Consider the following 18413-nt stretch of genomic DNA (forward strand, 5'->3'; position numbering starts at 1 on the left):
GATGGAGCCGGATCAGCCTTCGGTCTTCAGTTGACCAGCCGATTCCTTGCCCGAGCGACGGTCGCGCTCGATTTCGTAGGAAACCTTTTGGTTTTCGTCCAGGCCGCGCAGGCCGGCTTGCTCAACAGCCGAGATGTGGACGAAGACGTCCTTGCCGCCGTCGTCCGGCTGGATGAAGCCGTAGCCCTTGGTGGAGTTGAACCATTTAACAGTGCCGGTAGCCATTTTCAGGACCTCCGCTAGAAGTTGGCCTCAGAGAACGTCCCTGAAGACCTGTCGGGTCTGTATGGATCGGCTTAGACCTCGGTGCGCGGGGCAGAAGGCAGAGCGTTACGCAGAGAGATCGACCCCTTTAGGGTGGACCCTCCGGTGCCCTAATGCAAGAGCCGGTGCGTCAGGGCTCGGCCGTTTCCGGCGGCGACACCCAGTGCTCCTGACACAGCTTACGCAGGGCCGAGGTGATGGTCGAGCCGTAGAGCGCATCCTGGATCCGCTCATAGCCCTCCAGCTTCAGGGCCTGTTTGACATCGCCCACCGTCCGGCAGGATCCGCTTTCGGCCAGTTGGTACGCACGTTCCAAAGTCGTCGGTCGAAAAGTCATGACCGCAACCTAGGCCCTTTCGGGCGAAAGATGAAACCGTGCGCCTGAAACGGCGGCGCGTCGGTCAGAAGTAGACGCTGATCCCGGCGACCAGGGCGTCGGCGTACTGCTCGCCCGGAACCTTGGCGTTGGTGCCGTGCCAGCGCAGTTCGGCCTCCAGCTTGGGCGTCAGGGCGTAGGTCGCGCCGATGTTGTAGCCGGTGTAGTCGACGCTGTTGTCCTGCTCGCGGCGGCCGACCTCGGCCGAGACGTTCAGTTTGTCGGTGAAGTCCCAGCCGCCGCGCAGGGCGACCCAGGTCCAGGCCTCGACCGATCCGGCGCCGTCGGGCGAGTGTTGCAGCCGCAGGCGCGCGCTGGCCGGACCGATTGACCGCTTCATGTCGGCCGTGAACTCCCAGGCGTTGGCGTCATAGCCGGGGTCAGCGTCCACCCGCCACTTGTGCGCGACGTTCAGGTCGAAATCGAAGCCGGCCCACTGCGGGCGCACGCCGCCGGTCAGCTCCAGCTCCAGCTCCGAGCCGCCGCTCTTGATCGTTTCGGCGGCGGGGCTGACGTAGAAGAGGCCGCTTTCGCTTTCCCATTCCGCCGCGCCCCAGACGAAGGCGTCGCCGTCCGACTTGGAGGCGTCCTTGGAGCGGTTGTCGCTGGCGGCGCCGGCGCTGAAGCTCCAGCGGCCGGGCATGTCCTGCGCCTGTGCGGCCGTCGAGGCCAGGATCAGGAGCGGGGCGGTCGCCAAGACGGTCGTCTTCAGGGCGGTCGTCAGGATGCGCATGAATCGGCCTCGATAGGGGAATGTCGAGGGCGCTTCCTAGAGGCGCTTCTTGTCGAATTTATCACAGGCTTGCGAAAACTCGTCCGTCAGCCGAGCGACAAGCTGAGCCGTGGTCGGCACGTCGTGGATGGCGCCCGAACCCTGGCCCGCCGACCAGATGGTCTTCCAGGCCTTGGCCTCCTCGCCCATGTCCAGCTTGTGCTCGGGCAGGGACTTCGGGTCGATCTTGTTCTCGACCAGGGAGGGGGTCAGGAAATTGGCCGGAATGCCGGAGACGGCGGGCGTATAGGTGATGTCCGCCGAGCCCGACTGGACGATCAGATCCTTGTAGTGGGGCTGGGCCGCGCTCTCGGTCGTGGCGATGAAGCGGGTGCCCATATAGGCGAAGTCGGCCCCCATCATCAGCGCCGCCGCCACGTCCTGACCGGTCGACAGGGCGCCCGCCAGGATGATGGTCCCGTCATAGAAGCCGCGCACTTCGTTGATCAGGGCGAAGGGGTTCACGACGCCGGCGTGCCCGCCCGCGCCGTTGGCGACCAGGATCAGGCCGTCGACGCCCGCCTCGGCCGCCTTCCGCGCATGACGCACATTGGCGATGTCGTGGAAGACCACGCCGCCATAGCCGTGCACCGCATCCACCACGTCGCGCACGGCGCCGAGCGAGGTGATGATCAGCGGCACCTTCTCCTCGACCGAGACCATCATGTCGGCCATCAGGCGCGAGTTGGTCGGGTGGATGATGTGGTTGACGCCGAAGGGGGCGGCGTCGGGCTTCAGCCGCGACTTGATCTCGTGCAGCCACTCCCGATAGCCCTCGGTCGTGCGCTGGTTCAGCGAGGGAAAGGTGCCGATCACGCCCGCATTGCAGGCCTCGACCACCAGGTCCGGCCCGGACACCAGGAACATGGGCGAGGCGATCACCGGCAGCTTCAGGCCGGACTGCAGGGAAGCGGGAATGGCCACGGGTCGTCTCTCCTGAAGGAACGCGTTGTTTTAAGCCACGCTAACCGGGTGTCGTCGGGGAAGGCAATGCGCTCCAGCGCCCTTCATCCTTTGTGGGGAGAAGGAAAAAACAGAGTCCAATTCGTCTGAATCGTCTGAAATCGCTCCGGCGTATTCACTCCTCTTTGTCGAGCGGAGCGGCTTGGTCAGTGGATGCTGAAAGGCACGGTGACGACGAAGGCGGACCCGACTTCTTCCGGCCGGATCGTCGCGGGGTTCAACCGTCCCCGACGGACGATTTTGACGGCCGCTTCTCCGAATCCGCTGCCGGGAGGAACTTCGGCGACAACGGCGCAGTTGGTCGGCTTGCCTGACAGCGCCACTTCACAACGAACGGCGGCGCCGCCCGAAAGGCCGCGATCGACCGCCCGTTGCGGATAGTCCGATGCTGTCGGACGGGGCGGCGTCAGCCATCGCGCCTCAACGTTGATCGGCGCTTGAGCCGATGCCTGCGTCGGCTCGGCGTCAAGATTGAACGGCACCCGAACGGCGAAACGGCGAGACGCAGCAGCAGCGCCGTCAACACCGGCTACGGAGGCGACGCGTCCGCGTTGCACGATGCCGAGGGCCGCCTGACCAAAACCCATGCCCTGAGGGTCTTCGGACAGGACTTCGCAGTCGACAGGCGCCCCGTCCGACGCGGCGTCGCAGGCGATGACGGCGGCTCCGCTGGCCCCCGCCTGCAGCGCCGCTTCAGGGAAGTCATCGGCATGAGGTTGCGGCGGGGCGCTCCAACGCGGCGGCGGCAAGGCGTCGTCGGCATCCTGAGCCGAGGCCGCAGACGGCAGGGCGGTGATGCCTGAAGCGATCAGGAGGACGAGCAGGGCGGGGCCAGGTCGGGCGGAAAAGATCACGGATGCTCCTGAAAAAAAGGCGGCGGGCAGGCGTGGGGTGGGCGCCGCCCAGAAAAACAGAGTCCAATTCGTCTGAATCGTCTGAAATCCCCCGGCGCCGGACGGCCGCTCTCCCCTCGGCCGCAGGGCAGTCTAGCACAGCTGCGACAGGGGGATGGCCGATTGCGGAGGGAGCGGCGTTTTCTTTGGCGGGGCGAACGCCTAAATGGCGGGCATGACCCACTATACCGACAGCCTCAGCCAGCTCGGCGTCCAGACCGCCGCCCCGACCAACCCGGAAGAGGCGGTGCTGGAGCGCGTGCCCAATCCGCACGCCGACACCCTCTATGTGGCGCGCTTCACCGCGCCGGAGTTCACCAGCCTGTGCCCGGTGACGGGCCAGCCCGACTTCGCCCACATCGTCATCGACTATGTGCCGGGCGACTGGCTGGTCGAGAGCAAGAGCCTGAAGCTGTACCTGACCAGCTTCCGCAACCACGGCGCCTTCCACGAGGACTGCACCGTCGCCATCGGCAAGCGCCTGGCCGACCTGCTGCAACCGAAATGGCTGCGCATCGGCGGCTATTGGTATCCGCGCGGCGGCATCCCCATCGACGTCTTCTGGCAGACGGGCGCGCCGCTGGAGGGCGTGTGGCTGCCGGATCAGGGCGTGGCGACCTATCGTGGTCGGGGGTGAGGGGGCATCTGGCTCGCCTATGGACTATCGTAGGCGGGCGTAGTTGCTAAGTAGGCTTCAAGCTATCAAGCGGTCAGAGTGAGGAAGGTGAGGTAGGAGAGTGGCGTTCCAACCCCGCAGATGAACATGACCGATGCTGCAATGGCTGACCAAGTGGCGATATTGTCCATCTTGTTTCCTAGTTTGTCAGAATTGCTAATGTCAGGCTCAAGCGCTTTGGCTTTCTCAACCTCTTTGAGGTCGTCCCATTGAGATTTCGCATGGGACAAGCGCCAATAAATTTCGGATTGCCTATGCGAAGCGCTTAAACATAGGAAAGCGAATGATGAGGCGATGAGGCCTACGAAAAAGAGCCAGCCTGCGCTCAAAGACACGGGAGGTGCGAGCAAGGCTCCATCCTTTATGGTCTCTGTGAAGAGCAGGAAGAGCGCGGCTCCATTTCCAACGGCCAGAGTAGAGATCCATTTTTGGCGAACGTCATCTGCAATAGCCTCGTCGCGGTTTGCGTAATTGGCCGTAGTCGAATGATCCGTCATAACAGTCTCATAGTCGGGCGTGACTTATAGGCTCATCCGGGATCGGACAGTGCCGATCTCAATGCGGCATCGAGCTGCTGCCGCTAAGCGTCGGAACTCGCAAGGGGAGAGAACGGAGCGACCCAAAATTGCTGCGCGCGTTTAGCTCTTGTTAAGCTTTTCGAATCGGTGCTTGATCAGCAGTTGCCGTTTCAGGAGCGACAAATGACACGCATGGGTCTGGTAGCTTTCTTATTGGGTGATTGCATTGATTCCGTCTCGAGAACAATGCGGCTTGCTAAATATGCCACCGATCCTGGCGGCCAAGACTATCATTGGGCGGCCAAGCTCGCTGCCGCGAGGATGTTCGGTGAGGATTTATCCTTCGACCAAGCCGTGTCCGAGGTGATGGCGTCTATCAAGCGCGACCATCAAAGACGAGACAATCAAGACGCGTTGAAAACGCTCTATGATTGGAAAATTGCCCATCCAGGTTTGTCTAAGCAGCCGCCTGCGGGAGAGCTTACCGGCCCCTGTGGGGAACTCACGATCACCCTAAAGCCAGTGTTTGCCTTGGAGCGAAAGGGCATAACTACCGCCTATGTGCCGTGGATGTTTAAAGATGTTCGACTTACGGCCCAAGTCGCTGGAATCGGAGTCCACCTTTTGGAGCTCGGGCTTCAAAAGGAGGAATACGCAGCGTGGCGCTTCGCGCTGATCGATACCGTAAGCGGCAAGTGCTTTAACCGCACGCACAAACACACCACTGAGGCGGCGTACTTTGCTGTGCGCACAACGGAAGAAATGCTCATTGCTGCGCAAACCAGCCGAGCTGCCTAACGTCGATTTGCATCGTTAGTTTGTCCAGCGTGTCTTCTTCCCGCCTCCCGCTCGAATCCTGGGGCCGTCGCCTGATGACGCGCGCCGAGGCGTGGGCCGACCGCTCGCGTCTTCGCCGTTACGCCTATGAGTTCCTGTGGTTCGGGCTGAAGCAGGGGTGGGCGTGTCTGTTCGGCGGGGCGATGCTGGCGCTGATTCTGGGGACGTTTCTGTTCTGGCCTGAGGAAGCGCCGCTGGCGCGTTATGACTTTCTGGTGCTGGGGGCGCTGGGGATACAGGCGGCGATGCTGGCCTTCCGGCTGGAGAGCTGGGAGGAGGCGCGGGTCATCTTCCTGTTCCATGTCGCCGGGACGATCATGGAGCTGTTCAAGACCTATCACGGGTCGTGGATCTATCCGGAAGAGTCGGTGCTGAGGATCGGCGCCGTGCCGCTGTTCTCGGGCTTCATGTATGCGGCGGTGGGCAGCTATATCGCGCGGGTGCAGCGCATCTTCCATATCCGGGTGAGGCACTATCCGCCGCTGTGGACGACGTGGGTGCTGGCGGCGGCGATCTACGTCAACTTCTTTGCGCATCACTGGCTGCCGGACATTCGGCTGGCGCTGTTCGCGGCGACGGGGCTGCTGTTTATGCGGGGCTGGTTCTACTTCACCGCCGACCGGACGCGGCGGTCGATGCCGCTGCTGCTGGGCTATGGGCTGGTGGCGCTGTTCATCTGGTTCGCGGAGAACCTGGGGACGTTCGCGCGGGCCTGGGTCTATCCGGGGCAGGAGGGCGGATGGGAGATGGTCAGCCTGAACAAGCTGGGGGCGTGGTTCTTGCTGATGATCATCTCGGTGGTGCTGGTGTCGATCGTGCACCGGCCGGAGGAGGAGCCGAGGTAGGGCGTCCTTCTCCCACAAGGGGAGAAGGGCGCGTTACGGGCGCGCCGTCACCTTGTGCTCCAGGTTCGGGCGGGGGCGCTCCAGCGGGGGCTCGGACAGGGAGCCGACGTGGATGAAGCCGGCGATGCTCTCGCCGTCCTCGACGCCGAACAGGGCGACGGCGGCGGGGTCGTAGGAATACCAGTCGGTGATCCAACTGGCCGAATAGCCCAGGGCGTTCGCCGCGTGCTCCAGGTTCATGCAGACGGCGCCGGCGGACAGCTGTTGCTCCCAGACCGGCACCTTGTGGCCCTGGATCGGGGTCGAGACGACCATCACGGTCAGCGGCGGGTTGGCCAGCTTGGCCAGGGCGGCGATCTCCTTGCCGGTGCGGGCCTGCGCCTCGCCCAGGACGGCCAGGGCCTCGGACAGCTCGGCGCGGCTGCGCGGACCCAGGATGACGAAGCGCCAGGGAAACAGCTTGCCGTGGTCCGGCGTGCGGGCGCCCAGCAGCAGCATCTGCTCGATCTCGGCGTCCGAGGGGCCGGGCAGGGCCAGCGACTGGGCCGGGGCCGAGCGGCGCACGGCCAGGCGCGACAGCAGCTCGTCCGAACGGACGGGCAGGGGCAGGGCGGAAGCGAGGTCTGACTGGCTCATGGCCGATAGCTAGGCTTTCGGGACGCGCTGCGCCATAGCAGGGGCATGAGTCAGATCCGCGACATCAAGCCTCGCTGGGCCGAGGGCCTGCCGGACACGCCGCCGTGGCGCAGCCTGGGGAGCAGCGTCCTGGTCGACACGCCGTGGATGCGGGTGACGCGCCACCCGGCGATCGCGCCGACGGGGGCTGACGCCGACTATGTGGTCGTGCGGCCGAAGAATGTAGGGACGGGCGTGCTGCCGCTGCATGACGACGGGACGGTCAGTCTGGTCGGGCAGCACCGCTTCGCCCTGATGCGCTATTCGTGGGAGATGCCCGAGGGCGGGGCGCCGGAGGGCGAGGATCCGTTCGAGGCCGTGAAGCGCGAACTGGCCGAGGAGGCGGGGCTGACGGCGCAGCACTGGCGCGGGGCGCTGGACCTGGACCTGTCCAACTCCATCACCGACGAGCGGGCGATGGCCTGGGTGGCCTGGGGTTTGAGCGAGACCGAGACGGCGCCGGACGAGACGGAGGTCTTTCTGACGGCGCGCGTGCCGTTCCGCGATCTGATGGCCGAGATCGCGCGAGGGGCGGTGCGCGACGGGCTGACGGTGGCGACGGCGTACCGCGCCTACCATATGGCGCGGGAGGGCGAACTGCCGGCCGCGCTGGCGCGCGCCATGCTGGGCGCGTAGGATCGCCGCCTGAATTCGAAGGAAGCCTGATGGCCAAGCTGGAAGTCGTGCCGAAGCAGCCGGACCTGTGGGCGCAGTTGCGCGCCGCCGCCGAAGACGCTGCGCGCGAGGAGCCGCGCCTGGCGTCGCAGCTGAACGCCGTCGTCCTGGCGCACGAGGATTTCGCCGGGGCGCTGAGCTTCCAGATCGCGCGCAAGCTGGGCGATGCGGAACTGGGGGCCATGACGGTGCGCGAGGTGGCTCTGTCGGCCTTCGCCGCCGATCCGGGCATCGTCGCCGCCGCCGAGGCGGACCTGAAGGCGGTGCAGGAGCGCGATCCGGCGATCCGGTCGCTGTTGCAGCCCTTCATGTATTTCAAGGGGTTCCAGGCGCTGCAGGCCTGGCGCGTGGCGCACTGGCTGTGGGAGCACGACCGCGACACCCTGGCCTTCCATTTCCAGAGCCGGATTTCGGAGCTGTTCCAGCTGGACATCCACCCGGCGGCGCGGATCGGCTCGGGCGTCTTTCTGGACCACGGCACGGGCATCGTCATCGGCGAGACGGCGGTGGTGGGCGACGAGGTGTCCATGCTGCACGCCGTGACCCTGGGCGGGACCGGGGCCGAGCGCGGCGACCGCCATCCGAAGATCGGGCGCGGCGTCCTGCTGGGCGCGGGGGCCAAGGTGCTGGGCAACATCACGGTCGGCGACTACGCCAAGGTGGCGTCGGGTTCGGTGGTGCTGAAGCCGGTGCCGGCGGGCTGCACCGTGGCGGGGGTGCCTGCAAGGCTGGTCAACTGCCCGACCGACGCCACGCCTGCGCGGACCATGGACCATACGCTGTCCGACATCGTCTATGACTTCGTGATCTGACGGCGGCTGCTGCGCCTGTGGACGCCTGACGCGCGGGCTTCCCAATCCGGGGAGGCTTCTCTAGGGTCCGCAGCCAACGACATGCGCCCCTCCCGGCGCCAAAGCGAGGCTGACCCCGTGACCGAGAACGATCTGAAGCGCGTCGAGACGCACCTGAAGCGCACCTTCAACCACGGCGGCATCAAGGTGAAGGCCCGCAAGGTCGCCGATTCCGCCGAAGTCTATGTCGATGACGAGTTCATCGGCGTGGTGTTCGAAGATGAGGACGAAGCCGGCTCCTTCATGTTCGAAATGGCCATCCTGGCGGAAGACCTGCCGGAATAAGCCGTCTCAGCCATGAGAATTGAAGAAGGCCGGAGAGGGCGTCCTCTCCGGCCTTCTTTGCATTTGGGATCAGCGTTCGATCACCAGCCGAACAGACGGGCGAAGAAGCCCTTCTTCTGCGGGGCGGGAGCCTCGACCGGCTTGATCGGCTCGGCGGCGGGCTTGGGCGCCGTGGCCTGAACGGGCGGCTCGACCGGAGCGGGGGGCGCAGCGACGACCGGCTCAGGCTTCGGCGCGGGCTTGGTCTCGGCGATGGGCGCGGGGGCGAGGGATGCGGCGACCGGCGTCTCGACCGGGGTCGGAGCGGCGGCCTTGGGCGCGGCGGGCTTCTTGGGCGCAGCGGCCTTCTTCGGCGCGGCGGCCTTGGCCGTGGTCGCCTTTGCTGCAGCCGGAGCCTTCGGCGTTGCGGGCTTCTTGGCGGCCGGCGTCTTAGCGGCGGTCTTTGGCGCGGCGGTCTTTGGTGCGGTTGCTGCCTTCGGCGCAGCGGCGGTCTTGGCCGCAGCAGGCTTGGCCGCCTTGGGCGCAGCCGCCTTGGCCGGGGCCTTTGTCGCGGCGGGCGCCTTTACGGCCTTGGGCTTGGCGTCAGCTTTTGTCGCTGTCGCGCTCGACTTTGCCGCCGGTTTCGGCTTGGAAGCGGCGGAGGCCGCTTTCGCGGCAGGTTTCGTTTCAGACGGTGCTTTGGCCATAAACTCCCCGACCCCTCGTTGGACACGGGCGTAAGAACCAAGCCCGCACTGGCGATTCGTCATTATAACGGTGTTTGAGAAATGTCCGAATCCGCAGTTCAGGTGATCGCGCGCGGCGATCGCGCCCCGGCCGAAGCCGCCGCCGCCGCCATCGACGCCAACCCCCTGTTGGAGAATGCGACCTATTCCATCCTGGAAGAGGACGAGGACAAGGAAATCTGGCGCATCGACGCCTTCCCCACGACCGATGAAGAGGCCGAGGGCATCGCCGAAATCCTGCGCGCCACGCCGGGGCTGGAGGTCGTGGTCGAGAAGCTGGCCGACGCCGACTGGCTGGCCATGAGCCTGTCGGGCCTGCCGCCGGTCGAGGCCGGGCGCTTCTTCGTCTATGGCGCGCACGATCAGGGCAAGGTGCCCGAGGGGCGGGTCAACCTGAAGATCGACGCGGGCGCCGCCTTCGGAACCGGCCACCACGGCACGACGGTCGGCTGCCTGGAGGCGTTCGACAATCTGCTGAAGACCGAGACGTTCGAGAAGGTTCTGGACGTCGGCTGCGGCACGGGCGTGCTGGCCATTGCAGCGGCCAAGACAGGTTCGCCCATCGCCGTCGGCACCGACATCGACGAGCCCTCGGCCCGCATCGCCAATGAGAACGCCCAGATCAACGACGCCAAGTGCGACTTCTACTTCGCTGACGGCCTGAGCGATGCGCGCATCGCCCAGCACGCGCCCTATGATCTGGTGTTCGCCAACATCCTGGCGGCGCCGCTAGTGCATCTGGCGCCCGAGATCGGCGCGGCGCTGAAGACGGGCGGGGTCGCCATCCTGTCGGGTCTGCTGCGCACGCAGGAGGAGCGGGTGCTGGAGGCCTATCTGCCGCTGGGCTTCGTGGTGGAGCAGACGATCCATCATGATGCGTGGAGCGCGCTGCAACTGCGCAAGAAGTAGGGCGCAAACTCCCTTCTCCCCTTGTGGGAGAAGGTGGCTCGCGAAGCGAGACGGATGAGGGGTTGCTGGACATCGAAATCCGGCAACCCCTTTTGCGTTGAGAAACCCCTCATCCGCCCCTCCGGGGCGCCTTCTCCCACAAGGGGAGAAGGGTATAAGAGCCCTCATGCGCCAGACATTCAACGAAACCACCGATCCGTCCTTCGGGGCCAAGCACCTGCCTCTGCTCCGCGCCGAGATGGCCAAGCAGGGCCTCGACGGCCTGCTGGTCCCGCATGAGGACGAGCATCAGAACGAATACCTGCCCGACGCCAATGAGCGGCTGGCGTGGGTCAGCGGCTTCACCGGCTCGGCCGGGGCGGGCGTGGTGCTGAAGGACAAGGCGGCGGTCTTCGTCGACGGCCGCTATACGGTGCAGGCCAAGGCCCAGACGGACGAGGCCCTGTTCGAGCGCCAGCCGCTGAACACGCTGGCCGACTGGCTGACGGCCGTGCCGTCTGGCTCGGTGATCGGCTATGATCCGCGCCTGCACAGCCCCGATGCGCTGGCGACCTTGCGCGCGGCGGTCGAGAAGGCCGGGGCGACGCTGAGGGCGGTCGAGGCCAATCCGATCGACCTGGCCTGGGGCGCCGCCCGCCCGGCCCAGCCGCAGGCGCCGGTGGTGCCGCATGAGGATCGCTATTCCGGCGAGGACGCTGCGTCGAAGCGCGCCCGCATCGGCAAGGCCATCCTTGATGCCGGGGCCGAGGTCGCCGTGCTGACGGCGCCGTCTTCGCTGGCCTGGCTGTTCAACATTCGCGGCGGCGACGTGATCCGCACGCCCCTGCCGCTGGGACAGGCGGTGGTGAAGGCGGACGGGACGGCGCGCATCTTCCTCGATCCGGCCAAGGTGACGAACCAACTGCCCGGCTGGTTGGGCGACGCCGTGACGCTGGAGGCGCCCGAGGCGCTGCCGGGCGCGCTGGACGCCCTGTCGGGGCGCAAGGTGATGATCGATCCGGCCGTGTCCTCGGCCTGGTATTTCGATCGGCTGGAAGCGGCGGGCGCCGCCATCGTGCGCGGCATGGACCCCTGCGCCCTGCCGCGCGCCCAGAAGAACGCCGTCGAGATCGAAGGCAGCCGTCAGGCGCACATACGCGACGGCGCGGCTCTGACCCGCTTCCTGCACTGGGTCGACACGGTGGCCCAGAAGACGCTGCCGGACGAGCGGGCGGTGGTCGAGGCGCTGGAGGGCTTCCGCGAGGCGACGGGGATGCTGAAGGATCTGTCCTTCGACACCATCGCGGGGGTCGGGCCGAACGGCGCCCTGCCGCACTACAAGCCGGTCGGCGCCAAGATCCGGCCGATGGAGGCGGGTTCGCTGCTGCTGGTGGACGGCGGCGGTCAGTATCTGGACGGGACCACGGACGTGACCCGCACCATGGCCATCGGCGAGGGCACGGCCGATCAGCGCCGGATGTTCACCCTGGTCCTGAAGGGCCACATCGCCATGGCCGTGATCCGCTTCCCGGCCGGGACCAGCGGGCGTCAGCTGGACGCCATTGCGCGCCAGCCGCTGTGGAACGCGGGCTTCGACTTCGACCACGGCACCGGCCACGGCGTCGGATCCTATCTGGGCGTGCACGAAGGGCCGCAGCGCATCGCCGGATGGGGCACGGATCAGCCGCTGCTGACCGGCATGATCCTGTCGAACGAGCCGGGCTATTACCGCGAGGGCGAGTGGGGCATCCGCATCGAGACCCTGCAGGTCGTTACGCCCCCGGCCCAGGTGCCGGGCGGCGAGCGGCCGATGCACGGGTTCGAGCAACTGACGCTGGCGCCGCTGGACCGCCGCCTGATCGATGTGGCGCTGCTGACGGCGGACGAGCGGGCCTATGTGGACGCCTATCACGCCGAGGTTCTGGCCAAGGTCGGGCCTCTGCTGGCGGACGGCGTGCAGAAGGACGAGGCGGCGCTGGAATGGCTGAAGGCGCAGACGGCGCCGCTCTGATCCGATGATCGGCGCCATCGCCCTGCTGCTCGTCTGCCAGTTGGCGGGCGAGGTGATCCACCGGCTGACGGGCCTGCCCCTGCCGGGGTCGGTGATCGGCATGGTGCTGTTGCTGGCGTGGCTGGCCCTCGTTCCGAGGGAGCGGCTGACGCTGACGCAGGTGACGGGCTGGCTGACGGCGCATCTGTCGATCATGTTCGTGCCCGCCGCCGTCGGTGTGATGGAGGAGGGGGCGATCCTGTCGCGCCATGGCCTCGGTATCGTCGTGGCGGTGGCGGTTTCCACCCTGCTGACGCTGGCGGTGACGGCGCTGGTGTTCCGCGCCGTGGCGCGGCGGGGTGAGGCGGGCGACGAAGAAGAGGGCGTGTCGTGAGCGGTCTGATCGCGACGCCTCTGCTGTGGCTGGCGGTGACGCTGGTGGTGTTCGAAGCGGCGGATATCCTGTCGCGGCGCAGCGGGCGTCATCCGTTGTGCCATCCGGTGCTGCTGGCGACCCCGGTGCTGATCGGAATCCTGCTGGCGACGAAGACGCCCTATCCGACCTACGCCGAGGCGACGCAGGTGCTGGGCTTCCTGCTGGGACCGGCGGTGGTGGGGCTGGCCGTGCCGATCTGGGCGCAGCGGGCGACGATCCGGCGGTTGGCCAAACCGCTGACCTGCGCCCTGCTGGCGGGGGCCGCGACAGCCATCTTCAGCGCCGTGGGCATCGTCTGGCTGTTCGGCGCGCCGGCTGAGATCATGGCCTCCATCGCCCCGCGCGCCACGACGACGCCGGTGGGGATGGCTGTGGCCTCTCAGTTGGGGGGCATACCGGCTCTGGCGGCGGTGATCGTGCTGATGTCGGGGGTGTTCGGGGCGATGACGGCGACGCCGCTGCTGAACCTGCTGAAGATCAGGGACTGGCGGGCGAGGGGCTTTGCGGTCGGGGTGTCGGCGCACGGCTTCGGGGCGGCGCGGGCGTTTCAGGTGGATCCGACGGCGGGCGCCTTCGCCAGCCTGGGCATGGCGCTGAACGCCGTGGCGACGGCGACCATCCTGTCGGTTGTGGCCGGTCTGATTTGAGGCGCGCCCCTTGAAATAAGGCCATACGGCGCCCATCTGAAGAGCGTCGGCGGATGCGCCGCCGACCCCCTCACATCAGAAGGAATGCGCGGATGAAGATGCGCAAGCTGGGCCGTAACGGCCCTGAGGTCTCGGCCGTCGGTCTGGGCTGCATGGGCATGAGCGCCTTTTACGGCGCAGCGGACGAGGCCCAATCCATTGCGGTGATCCACCGCGCGCTCGACCTGGGCGTCACCCTGTTCGATACGGCCGAGATGTACGGCCCCCACACCAATGAAGTCCTGGTGGGCAAGGCGCTGAAGGACCGGCGCGACAAGGCCTTCATCGCCACCAAGTTCGGCATCAACCGGCAGCCGGACGGTTCGGCCGTCACCGACGGCTCACCCGCGAACGTGCGCCGCGCGGTCGAGGGCAGCCTCAGCCGTCTGGGCGTCGATCATATCGACCTCTATTACCAGCACCGCATCGACCCCAATACGCCGATCGAGGAGACGGTCGGGGCGATGGCCGAGCTGGTGAAGGAGGGCAAGGTTCGCTTCCTTGGCCTGTCCGAAGCGGCGCCCGCCACCCTGCGCCGCGCCCATGCCGAGCATTCGATCACGGCGCTTCAGACCGAATATTCGCTGTGGAGCCGCGACCCGGAAGACGAGCTTCTGGGCGTGGTGCGCGAACTGGGCATCGGCTTCGTGCCCTACAGCCCGCTGGGCCGGGGCTTCCTGTCGGGCGAGATCAAGTCGATCGACGATCTGGCGCCCGACGACTTCCGCCGTACCAATCCGCGCTTTGCGGGCGACAACTTCCAGAAGAACCTCGATCTGGTCGATGCGGTCGGCGCCATCGCGGCGGACAAGGGCGTGACGGCGGCGCAACTGGCCCTGGCCTGGGTGCTGGCGCAGGGAGAGGATCTGGTCCCCATCCCCGGCACGCGCCGGATCGCGACGCTGGAGCAGAATGCGGCGGCGGCGGACATCGTGCTGACGCCGGATGATCTGGCGCGGATCGAAGCCGTCTTCCCGCGCGGAGCGGCGGCGGGCGAACGCTACGCGCCCGGCGGCATGAGCTCGCTGAACCGCTGATGTGAAAACGCCTCCCTCGCGATCGCGGGGGAGGCGTTTTTCATGGCTGGATTGATGTTGAGGGCTGGTTGCTACCTTAGCTCCGCTCGTCCCGGCGGACGCCGGGATCCAGTAAGAGCCCCGCGCTCCACAACTGATTAATGTGGTTGAAGCCAAAGCACTGGGTCCCGGCGTCCGCCGGGATGAGCGGGAAGGGAAGGGGGTGACCAAGGCTCGACCCTAATCAGCCTCGTCATCGCAACCTGTGCGTGAGGCTTACTGAACGCGGGTCCAGGTCTGGGTCTTGCACAGGGGGGCGACGATGCAGCCGCGCAGGCGCAGGGTGTTGTCGTTGGTCAGGGTGATGGTTCCGCGATAGGTGCCGCCGTCTTCGGGGTTATAGACCGAGCCGCCGCGCCATTCGGTCGGGCCGCCGGTAAAGCCCGACAGCATCCGCAGGCCGCGCAGGGGGCGGGTCCGCAAGGACTCGTCCTTGTTGCGGGCGTCGCGCACGTTCGGATCGGCGCGGATGTGGCTGGAGGTGACGAGGACGCCGCACAGGGCCTGGCCGCAACGCTCGATGCGGACCTGGCCGCCGTTGGTCGGCGTCTGCCACAGGCCGGTCGTGTCGCTGGCAAGGGCCGGAGAAGCGAGGGCGGCGGCTGCGACGGCGAGCGCCGTCAGGACGGAGGTCTTCATCGGCGTTTTCCTTCTGACGGATCGTTGAGGCGATCCCTTGGACGAAGGATGATCCGGGGTTCGGTCTGAAACAAGGCCGAAATTGTGAACTTCACTCAATGATTACATGACCTTAGGTCAAGTTGATCGCGCTGCGGGCGCCTAAGGCGATGGATTCGGGCGTCTTTTGCGGGAGGCGTCGATCAACCGCCGCGCGGGCGGCGGGGGCGGGTTCCGGTGTTGGAGCAGGGGGTGTAGCCGTCGCGCCAGATGCGGCCGGGCGTCAGGCGGCTGGCGTCGGCCAGGGCGCGGCAGTCGGCGGCCTGATGCACCTGCGCCGCCGCCAGGGCCACGGAGGCGCAGGCGAAGGCGTCCTCGGCGGCATCGTGGTGGCGGAAGGCGACGCCCAGTTCGGCGCAGACGTTGTTCAGCTTATGCGAGGGGAACTCGGGCCAACTGATCTGGGCCAACTTGACGGTGCAGAGGTAGTCGAACTCGGGATAGGTCAGGCCATAGTGGTCGCAGGTGTTGCGGATGACGCTGACGTCGAAGGCGGCGTTGTGGGCCAGCACCGTGCGGCCTTCGAGGCGCGGGGCGATGGCGGCCAGGACGGCGGGGAATTCCTCGGCGTCCTCGACCTGTTCGGGGCCGATGCCGTGGAAGGCGATGTTGAAGCTGGCGAAACGCATCCCCGGCGGGCGGATGTAGTGGTGCTCGACGGACTCGATGACGCCGTCGTTGATCCAGGCCAGGCCGATGGAGCAGGGGCTGGCCCGCTGCTCATTGGCGGTTTCGAAGTCGATGGCGACGGCGTGCATTACGAGATCATGTTTCAGACGATGAGGGTCAGCCACTCGTCTTCGGTCAGGACGGCGACACCGTGTTTTTCGGCGTCCTTCAGCTTGGACCCGGCGCCGGGGCCGGCGACGACGTAGTCGGTCTTTTTGGAGACTGATCCGCTGACCTTGGCGCCGAGACTTTCGGCGCGGGCCTTGGCTTCATCGCGGGTGAAGCGTTCCAGCGAGCCGGTGAAGACGACGGTCTTGCCCGCCACGGGGCTGTCGGTCACGGGGGCGGCCACGTCCTCGACGCGCTCAAGCTCGGCCAGCAGGGCGTCGACGACCTGAAGGTTGTGCGGTTCGTGGAAGAAGTGGGCCAGGGCCTCGGCAGCGACCGGGCCGACGCCGGAGACTCCCGCGATCTGATTCAGCATGTCGGAGGGGCCTTCGTTCTTAGCCACTGTGGCCCAATGTCGAAGGCGATCCCAAAAGCGATAAGGTTTTTCGCCAATAAGCTCTATCAGCGACCTACGCGCAGGTGCCGCCATGCTTGGAAAAGCGAATTTAATCTTTTGATCGAGTGGCGCTGCAGGCCACAAATCGTAGATTTCTAAGTTAGCCTCGGCCATCAGGCCCAGCACGCGGGGCGAAATGGCGTGGGTCGCGGCCAGCGTCTTCCAGTTGTCGCTGGCGAGGCCGTTGGCGGCGGCCATGCAGGCGTCGCGGAAGGCGGTCCAACTGCCGAAGGCGCGCGACAGGACCAGAGAGGTCTGTTCGCCGATCTCGCGCACGCCCAGACCGAAGATCAGGCGGTCGAGGCTGATGACGCGGCGCGCCTCGATTCCGGCGATCAGGTTGCGGACGCTGGTCTCGCCATAGCCGTCCTCGGCGCGCAGCAGGGCCAGCTTCTCCTCGTCGCGGGCGAGGCGGAAGATGTCCGCGGGCTCCTTGATCCAGCCGCGCGCGTGGAAGGCGATCAGCTGCTTTTCGCCGAGGCCTTCAATGTCGAAGGCGCGGCGGCTGACGAAATGCTTGAGGCGCTCGACGATCTGGGCGTCGCAGATCAGGCCGCCGGTGCAGCGGCGCTTGACCTCGTCCCCCTCGCGCACGGCTTCGGAGCCGCAGACGGGGCAGACGGTGGGGAAGATGTAGGGCTGGGCGCCGTCAGGGCGCAGGGTTTCGACCACGCCGACGATCTGGGGGATGACGTCGCCGGCGCGTTGCAGGACGACGGTGTCGCCGATGCGGACGTCCTTGCGGGCGATCTCGTCCTCGTTGTGCAAGGTGGCGTTGCGGACCACGACGCCGCCGACGGTGACGGGATGCAGGCGCGCGACGGGGGTCAGGGAGCCGGTGCGGCCGACCTGGATGTCGATGCCTTCCAGAACGGTCGTCGCCTGTTGCGCCGGGAACTTGTGGGCGATGGCCCATCTAGGGCTTCTGGCGATGAAGCCGAGGCGCTGCTGCCAGTCCAGACGGTCGACCTTATAGACCACGCCGTCGATGTCGTAGCCGAGGCGGCTGCGGTCGGCCTCCAGCGTCTGATAGACGCCGATCAGGCCCTCGGCGCCCTCGACGCGGGCCGAGCGGTCGTTGACCTGAAAGCCCCAGCTGCGGAAGGCTTCGAGCGCGCCATGTTGCGTTTCCGCGAACGGCGCCGAGGTCTCGCCCCAGGCGTAGGCGAAGAAGGTCAGGGGGCGCAGGGCCGTGATCTTCGGGTCTTTCTGGCGCAGCGACCCGGCGGCGAAGTTGCGGGGATTGGCGTAGGTGCGCTTGCCTTCGGCCTCGGCCGCCGCGTTGAAGGCGTCGAAGGCGGCGTTGGGGGCGTAGACCTCGCCGCGAATCTCGATGACGTCGGGCCAGCCCGAGCCGGTCAGGGTCTGGGGGATGCTGTCCAGCGTACGCAGATTGGCGGTCACGTCCTCGCCGGTCTTGCCGTCGCCGCGCGTGGCGCCCTGAACCAGAACGCCCTTTTCGTAGCGCAGGCTGGCGGACAAGCCGTCGATCTTGGGCTCGGCGACGAAGGCGATCGGCTCATCGCCCGGCAGCTTCAGGAAGCGCGCGATGCGGGCCACGAAGTCACGCACCTCGCCGTCGTCGAAGGCGTTGTCCAGCGACAGCATGGGCACGCCGTGGCGGACCTCGGCGAACTGGGTCGAGACGGGGGCGCCGACGCGCTGGGACGGGGACACGGGGCTGCTTAGCGTCGGGAAACGGGTCTCGATGTCGAGGGCGCGGCGCTTCAGGTCATCGTAGTCGGCGTCGGAAATCTCGGGCGCGGCGTCGGCGTAGTAGAGGGCGTCATGGCGCGCCAGTTCGGCCGACAGGCGCTCCAGCTCTTCGCGCGCCTGGGCTTCGGTCAGGGTTTCGACGGGCGTGAGAAGGTCGGACATGAGAATCGCAGGAAGTCGGCAAAGGCGGAACGGTTCCTTATCATCCTCCGACCTTGATGGCAGACGCGGCATGACAGAAAGGTAATCTGACGCGGCGGCCGGGGGCCGCTAGAGAGCAGGGGTGTGGTCGCTGGCCTCATTGCCCGCTCGTCATCTTCGGGCTTGTCCCGAGGATCCAGAGACTCAGGCCTT

At 66.7% G+C, this 18413-nt stretch carries 22 protein-coding genes; 11 read left to right on the forward strand and 11 right to left on the reverse strand.

Annotation, left to right across the window (positions count from 1 at the left end; all coding sequences use genetic code 11):
* Nucleotides 1-12: 12 nt before the first annotated feature.
* From EGK63_RS13860 to EGK63_RS13880, 5 genes are all read right to left on the reverse strand, one after another.
* Nucleotides 13-225 (reverse strand): cold-shock protein, encoded by a 213-nt coding sequence (locus EGK63_RS13860; protein WP_003164457.1) that lies wholly within the window; start codon nucleotides 223-225, stop codon nucleotides 13-15.
* Between the two features lie 169 nt (nucleotides 226-394).
* Complete coding sequence (locus EGK63_RS13865) at nucleotides 395-535, reverse strand: hypothetical protein (RefSeq protein ID WP_234287830.1); 141 nt, start codon at nucleotides 533-535, stop codon at nucleotides 395-397.
* Nucleotides 536-665: 130 nt separating this feature from the next.
* Complete coding sequence (locus tag EGK63_RS13870; RefSeq protein WP_125901993.1) at nucleotides 666-1373, reverse strand: TorF family putative porin; 708 nt, start codon at nucleotides 1371-1373, stop codon at nucleotides 666-668.
* 36 nt (nucleotides 1374-1409) lie between these two features.
* The gene (locus tag EGK63_RS13875) at nucleotides 1410-2336 is read right to left on the reverse strand and encodes a nitronate monooxygenase family protein (RefSeq protein ID WP_125901994.1); all 927 of its coding nucleotides are present in this window, start codon (nucleotides 2334-2336) and stop codon (nucleotides 1410-1412) included.
* A gap of 185 nt (nucleotides 2337-2521) precedes the next feature.
* Nucleotides 2522-3229 carry a TonB family protein gene (locus EGK63_RS13880; protein ID WP_125901995.1) on the reverse strand — a complete coding sequence of 236 codons (708 nt, stop codon included), beginning with the start codon at nucleotides 3227-3229 and terminating at the stop codon, nucleotides 2522-2524.
* 214 nt (nucleotides 3230-3443) lie between these two features.
* Here EGK63_RS13880 and queF point away from each other — a divergent pair, with 214 nt between their 5' ends.
* The gene (gene queF, locus EGK63_RS13885) at nucleotides 3444-3905 is read left to right on the forward strand and encodes a preQ(1) synthase (protein WP_125901996.1); all 462 of its coding nucleotides are present in this window, start codon (nucleotides 3444-3446) and stop codon (nucleotides 3903-3905) included.
* A gap of 65 nt (nucleotides 3906-3970) precedes the next feature.
* Here the strand turns inward: queF and EGK63_RS13890 are convergent, their stop codons facing one another.
* Complete coding sequence (locus tag EGK63_RS13890) at nucleotides 3971-4441, reverse strand: hypothetical protein (protein WP_125901997.1); 471 nt, start codon at nucleotides 4439-4441, stop codon at nucleotides 3971-3973.
* 213 nt (nucleotides 4442-4654) lie between these two features.
* On the opposite strand from EGK63_RS13890, the gene EGK63_RS13895 reads away from it, so the two are divergent.
* A complete protein-coding gene (locus EGK63_RS13895; protein WP_207896391.1) occupies nucleotides 4655-5260 on the forward strand; it encodes a hypothetical protein in 606 nt (201 codons plus the stop codon).
* Between the two features lie 74 nt (nucleotides 5261-5334).
* Nucleotides 5335-6144 (forward strand): DUF817 domain-containing protein, encoded by an 810-nt coding sequence (locus tag EGK63_RS13900; protein WP_125902023.1) that lies wholly within the window; start codon nucleotides 5335-5337, stop codon nucleotides 6142-6144.
* 33 nt (nucleotides 6145-6177) lie between these two features.
* Here the strand turns inward: EGK63_RS13900 and EGK63_RS13905 are convergent, their stop codons facing one another.
* Nucleotides 6178-6780: a nitroreductase gene (locus tag EGK63_RS13905; protein ID WP_125901999.1), complete on the reverse strand. Its 603-nt coding sequence runs from the start codon at nucleotides 6778-6780 to the stop codon at nucleotides 6178-6180.
* Nucleotides 6781-6825: 45 nt separating this feature from the next.
* Between EGK63_RS13905 and EGK63_RS13910 the strand changes: the two genes are divergently transcribed.
* The 3 genes from EGK63_RS13910 (at nucleotide 6826) to EGK63_RS13920 (ending at nucleotide 8630) form a co-directional block, all read left to right on the forward strand.
* Nucleotides 6826-7455 (forward strand): NUDIX hydrolase, encoded by a 630-nt coding sequence (locus EGK63_RS13910; protein ID WP_125902000.1) that lies wholly within the window; start codon nucleotides 6826-6828, stop codon nucleotides 7453-7455.
* Between the two features lie 29 nt (nucleotides 7456-7484).
* Complete coding sequence (gene cysE, locus EGK63_RS13915; RefSeq protein WP_125902001.1) at nucleotides 7485-8306, forward strand: serine O-acetyltransferase; 822 nt, start codon at nucleotides 7485-7487, stop codon at nucleotides 8304-8306.
* A 117-nt stretch (nucleotides 8307-8423) separates the two neighbouring features.
* Nucleotides 8424-8630, forward strand: a complete 207-nt coding sequence (locus EGK63_RS13920; RefSeq protein ID WP_003164469.1) for a DUF3126 family protein — start codon at nucleotides 8424-8426, stop codon at nucleotides 8628-8630.
* A gap of 80 nt (nucleotides 8631-8710) precedes the next feature.
* Here EGK63_RS13920 and EGK63_RS13925 read toward each other — a convergent pair whose 3' ends face one another.
* Entirely contained in the window at nucleotides 8711-9316 is a 606-nt protein-coding gene (locus EGK63_RS13925; protein WP_125902003.1) for a hypothetical protein, read from the reverse strand.
* A gap of 81 nt (nucleotides 9317-9397) precedes the next feature.
* On the opposite strand from EGK63_RS13925, the gene EGK63_RS13930 reads away from it, so the two are divergent.
* From EGK63_RS13930 to EGK63_RS13950, 5 genes are all read left to right on the forward strand, one after another.
* On the forward strand, nucleotides 9398-10264 hold the full coding sequence (locus tag EGK63_RS13930) for a 50S ribosomal protein L11 methyltransferase (protein WP_125902004.1): 867 nt from the start codon (nucleotides 9398-9400) through the stop codon (nucleotides 10262-10264).
* 166 nt (nucleotides 10265-10430) lie between these two features.
* Nucleotides 10431-12254 carry an aminopeptidase P family protein gene (locus EGK63_RS13935; protein WP_125902005.1) on the forward strand — a complete coding sequence of 608 codons (1824 nt, stop codon included), beginning with the start codon at nucleotides 10431-10433 and terminating at the stop codon, nucleotides 12252-12254.
* 4 nt (nucleotides 12255-12258) lie between these two features.
* On the forward strand, nucleotides 12259-12627 hold the full coding sequence (locus EGK63_RS13940; RefSeq protein WP_125902006.1) for a CidA/LrgA family protein: 369 nt from the start codon (nucleotides 12259-12261) through the stop codon (nucleotides 12625-12627).
* The gene (locus EGK63_RS13945) at nucleotides 12624-13316 is read left to right on the forward strand and encodes an LrgB family protein (protein ID WP_125902007.1); all 693 of its coding nucleotides are present in this window, start codon (nucleotides 12624-12626) and stop codon (nucleotides 13314-13316) included. The genes EGK63_RS13940 and EGK63_RS13945 overlap by 4 nt, the downstream gene beginning before the upstream one ends.
* Nucleotides 13317-13408: 92 nt before the next feature.
* Nucleotides 13409-14392, forward strand: coding sequence for an aldo/keto reductase (locus tag EGK63_RS13950; RefSeq protein WP_125902008.1), 984 nt, complete (start codon nucleotides 13409-13411; stop codon nucleotides 14390-14392).
* A gap of 255 nt (nucleotides 14393-14647) precedes the next feature.
* Here EGK63_RS13950 and EGK63_RS13955 read toward each other — a convergent pair whose 3' ends face one another.
* From EGK63_RS13955 to ligA, 3 genes are all read right to left on the reverse strand, one after another.
* Nucleotides 14648-15070, reverse strand: coding sequence for a DUF2147 domain-containing protein (locus EGK63_RS13955; protein ID WP_125902009.1), 423 nt, complete (start codon nucleotides 15068-15070; stop codon nucleotides 14648-14650).
* 182 nt (nucleotides 15071-15252) lie between these two features.
* Entirely contained in the window at nucleotides 15253-15867 is a 615-nt protein-coding gene (locus EGK63_RS13960; protein WP_125902010.1) for a 3'-5' exonuclease, read from the reverse strand.
* 14 nt (nucleotides 15868-15881) lie between these two features.
* The gene (gene ligA / locus EGK63_RS13965) at nucleotides 15882-18221 is read right to left on the reverse strand and encodes an NAD-dependent DNA ligase LigA (protein WP_125902011.1); all 2340 of its coding nucleotides are present in this window, start codon (nucleotides 18219-18221) and stop codon (nucleotides 15882-15884) included.
* Between the last annotated feature and the right edge of the window lie 192 nt (nucleotides 18222-18413).

Origin of the sequence: Brevundimonas sp. 357, assembly GCF_003938605.1 — a bacterium.
GTDB lineage: Bacteria > Pseudomonadota > Alphaproteobacteria > Caulobacterales > Caulobacteraceae > Brevundimonas.

Bases quoted from the DNA above. Each gene is read 5' to 3' on its own strand.
- EGK63_RS13895 (WP_207896391.1), top strand. From the start codon at position 4,655: ATGGGTCTGGTAGCTTTCTTATTGGGTGATTGCATTGATTCCGTCTCG.
- EGK63_RS13925 (WP_125902003.1), bottom strand. From the start codon at position 9,316: ATGGCCAAAGCACCGTCTGAAACGAAACCTGCCGCGAAAGCGGCCTCC.
- EGK63_RS13955 (WP_125902009.1), bottom strand. From the start codon at position 15,070: ATGAAGACCTCCGTCCTGACGGCGCTCGCCGTCGCAGCCGCCGCCCTC.
- EGK63_RS13860 (WP_003164457.1), bottom strand. From the start codon at position 225: ATGGCTACCGGCACTGTTAAATGGTTCAACTCCACCAAGGGCTACGGC.
- EGK63_RS13930 (WP_125902004.1), top strand. From the start codon at position 9,398: ATGTCCGAATCCGCAGTTCAGGTGATCGCGCGCGGCGATCGCGCCCCG.
- queF (WP_125901996.1), top strand. From the start codon at position 3,444: ATGACCCACTATACCGACAGCCTCAGCCAGCTCGGCGTCCAGACCGCC.
- EGK63_RS13910 (WP_125902000.1), top strand. From the start codon at position 6,826: ATGAGTCAGATCCGCGACATCAAGCCTCGCTGGGCCGAGGGCCTGCCG.
- cysE (WP_125902001.1), top strand. From the start codon at position 7,485: ATGGCCAAGCTGGAAGTCGTGCCGAAGCAGCCGGACCTGTGGGCGCAG.
- EGK63_RS13900 (WP_125902023.1), top strand. From the start codon at position 5,335: ATGACGCGCGCCGAGGCGTGGGCCGACCGCTCGCGTCTTCGCCGTTAC.
- EGK63_RS13960 (WP_125902010.1), bottom strand. From the start codon at position 15,867: ATGCACGCCGTCGCCATCGACTTCGAAACCGCCAATGAGCAGCGGGCC.
- EGK63_RS13870 (WP_125901993.1), bottom strand. From the start codon at position 1,373: ATGCGCATCCTGACGACCGCCCTGAAGACGACCGTCTTGGCGACCGCC.
- EGK63_RS13890 (WP_125901997.1), bottom strand. From the start codon at position 4,441: ATGACGGATCATTCGACTACGGCCAATTACGCAAACCGCGACGAGGCT.
- EGK63_RS13935 (WP_125902005.1), top strand. From the start codon at position 10,431: ATGCGCCAGACATTCAACGAAACCACCGATCCGTCCTTCGGGGCCAAG.
- ligA (WP_125902011.1), bottom strand. From the start codon at position 18,221: ATGTCCGACCTTCTCACGCCCGTCGAAACCCTGACCGAAGCCCAGGCG.
- EGK63_RS13950 (WP_125902008.1), top strand. From the start codon at position 13,409: ATGAAGATGCGCAAGCTGGGCCGTAACGGCCCTGAGGTCTCGGCCGTC.
- EGK63_RS13905 (WP_125901999.1), bottom strand. From the start codon at position 6,780: ATGAGCCAGTCAGACCTCGCTTCCGCCCTGCCCCTGCCCGTCCGTTCG.
- EGK63_RS13940 (WP_125902006.1), top strand. From the start codon at position 12,259: ATGATCGGCGCCATCGCCCTGCTGCTCGTCTGCCAGTTGGCGGGCGAG.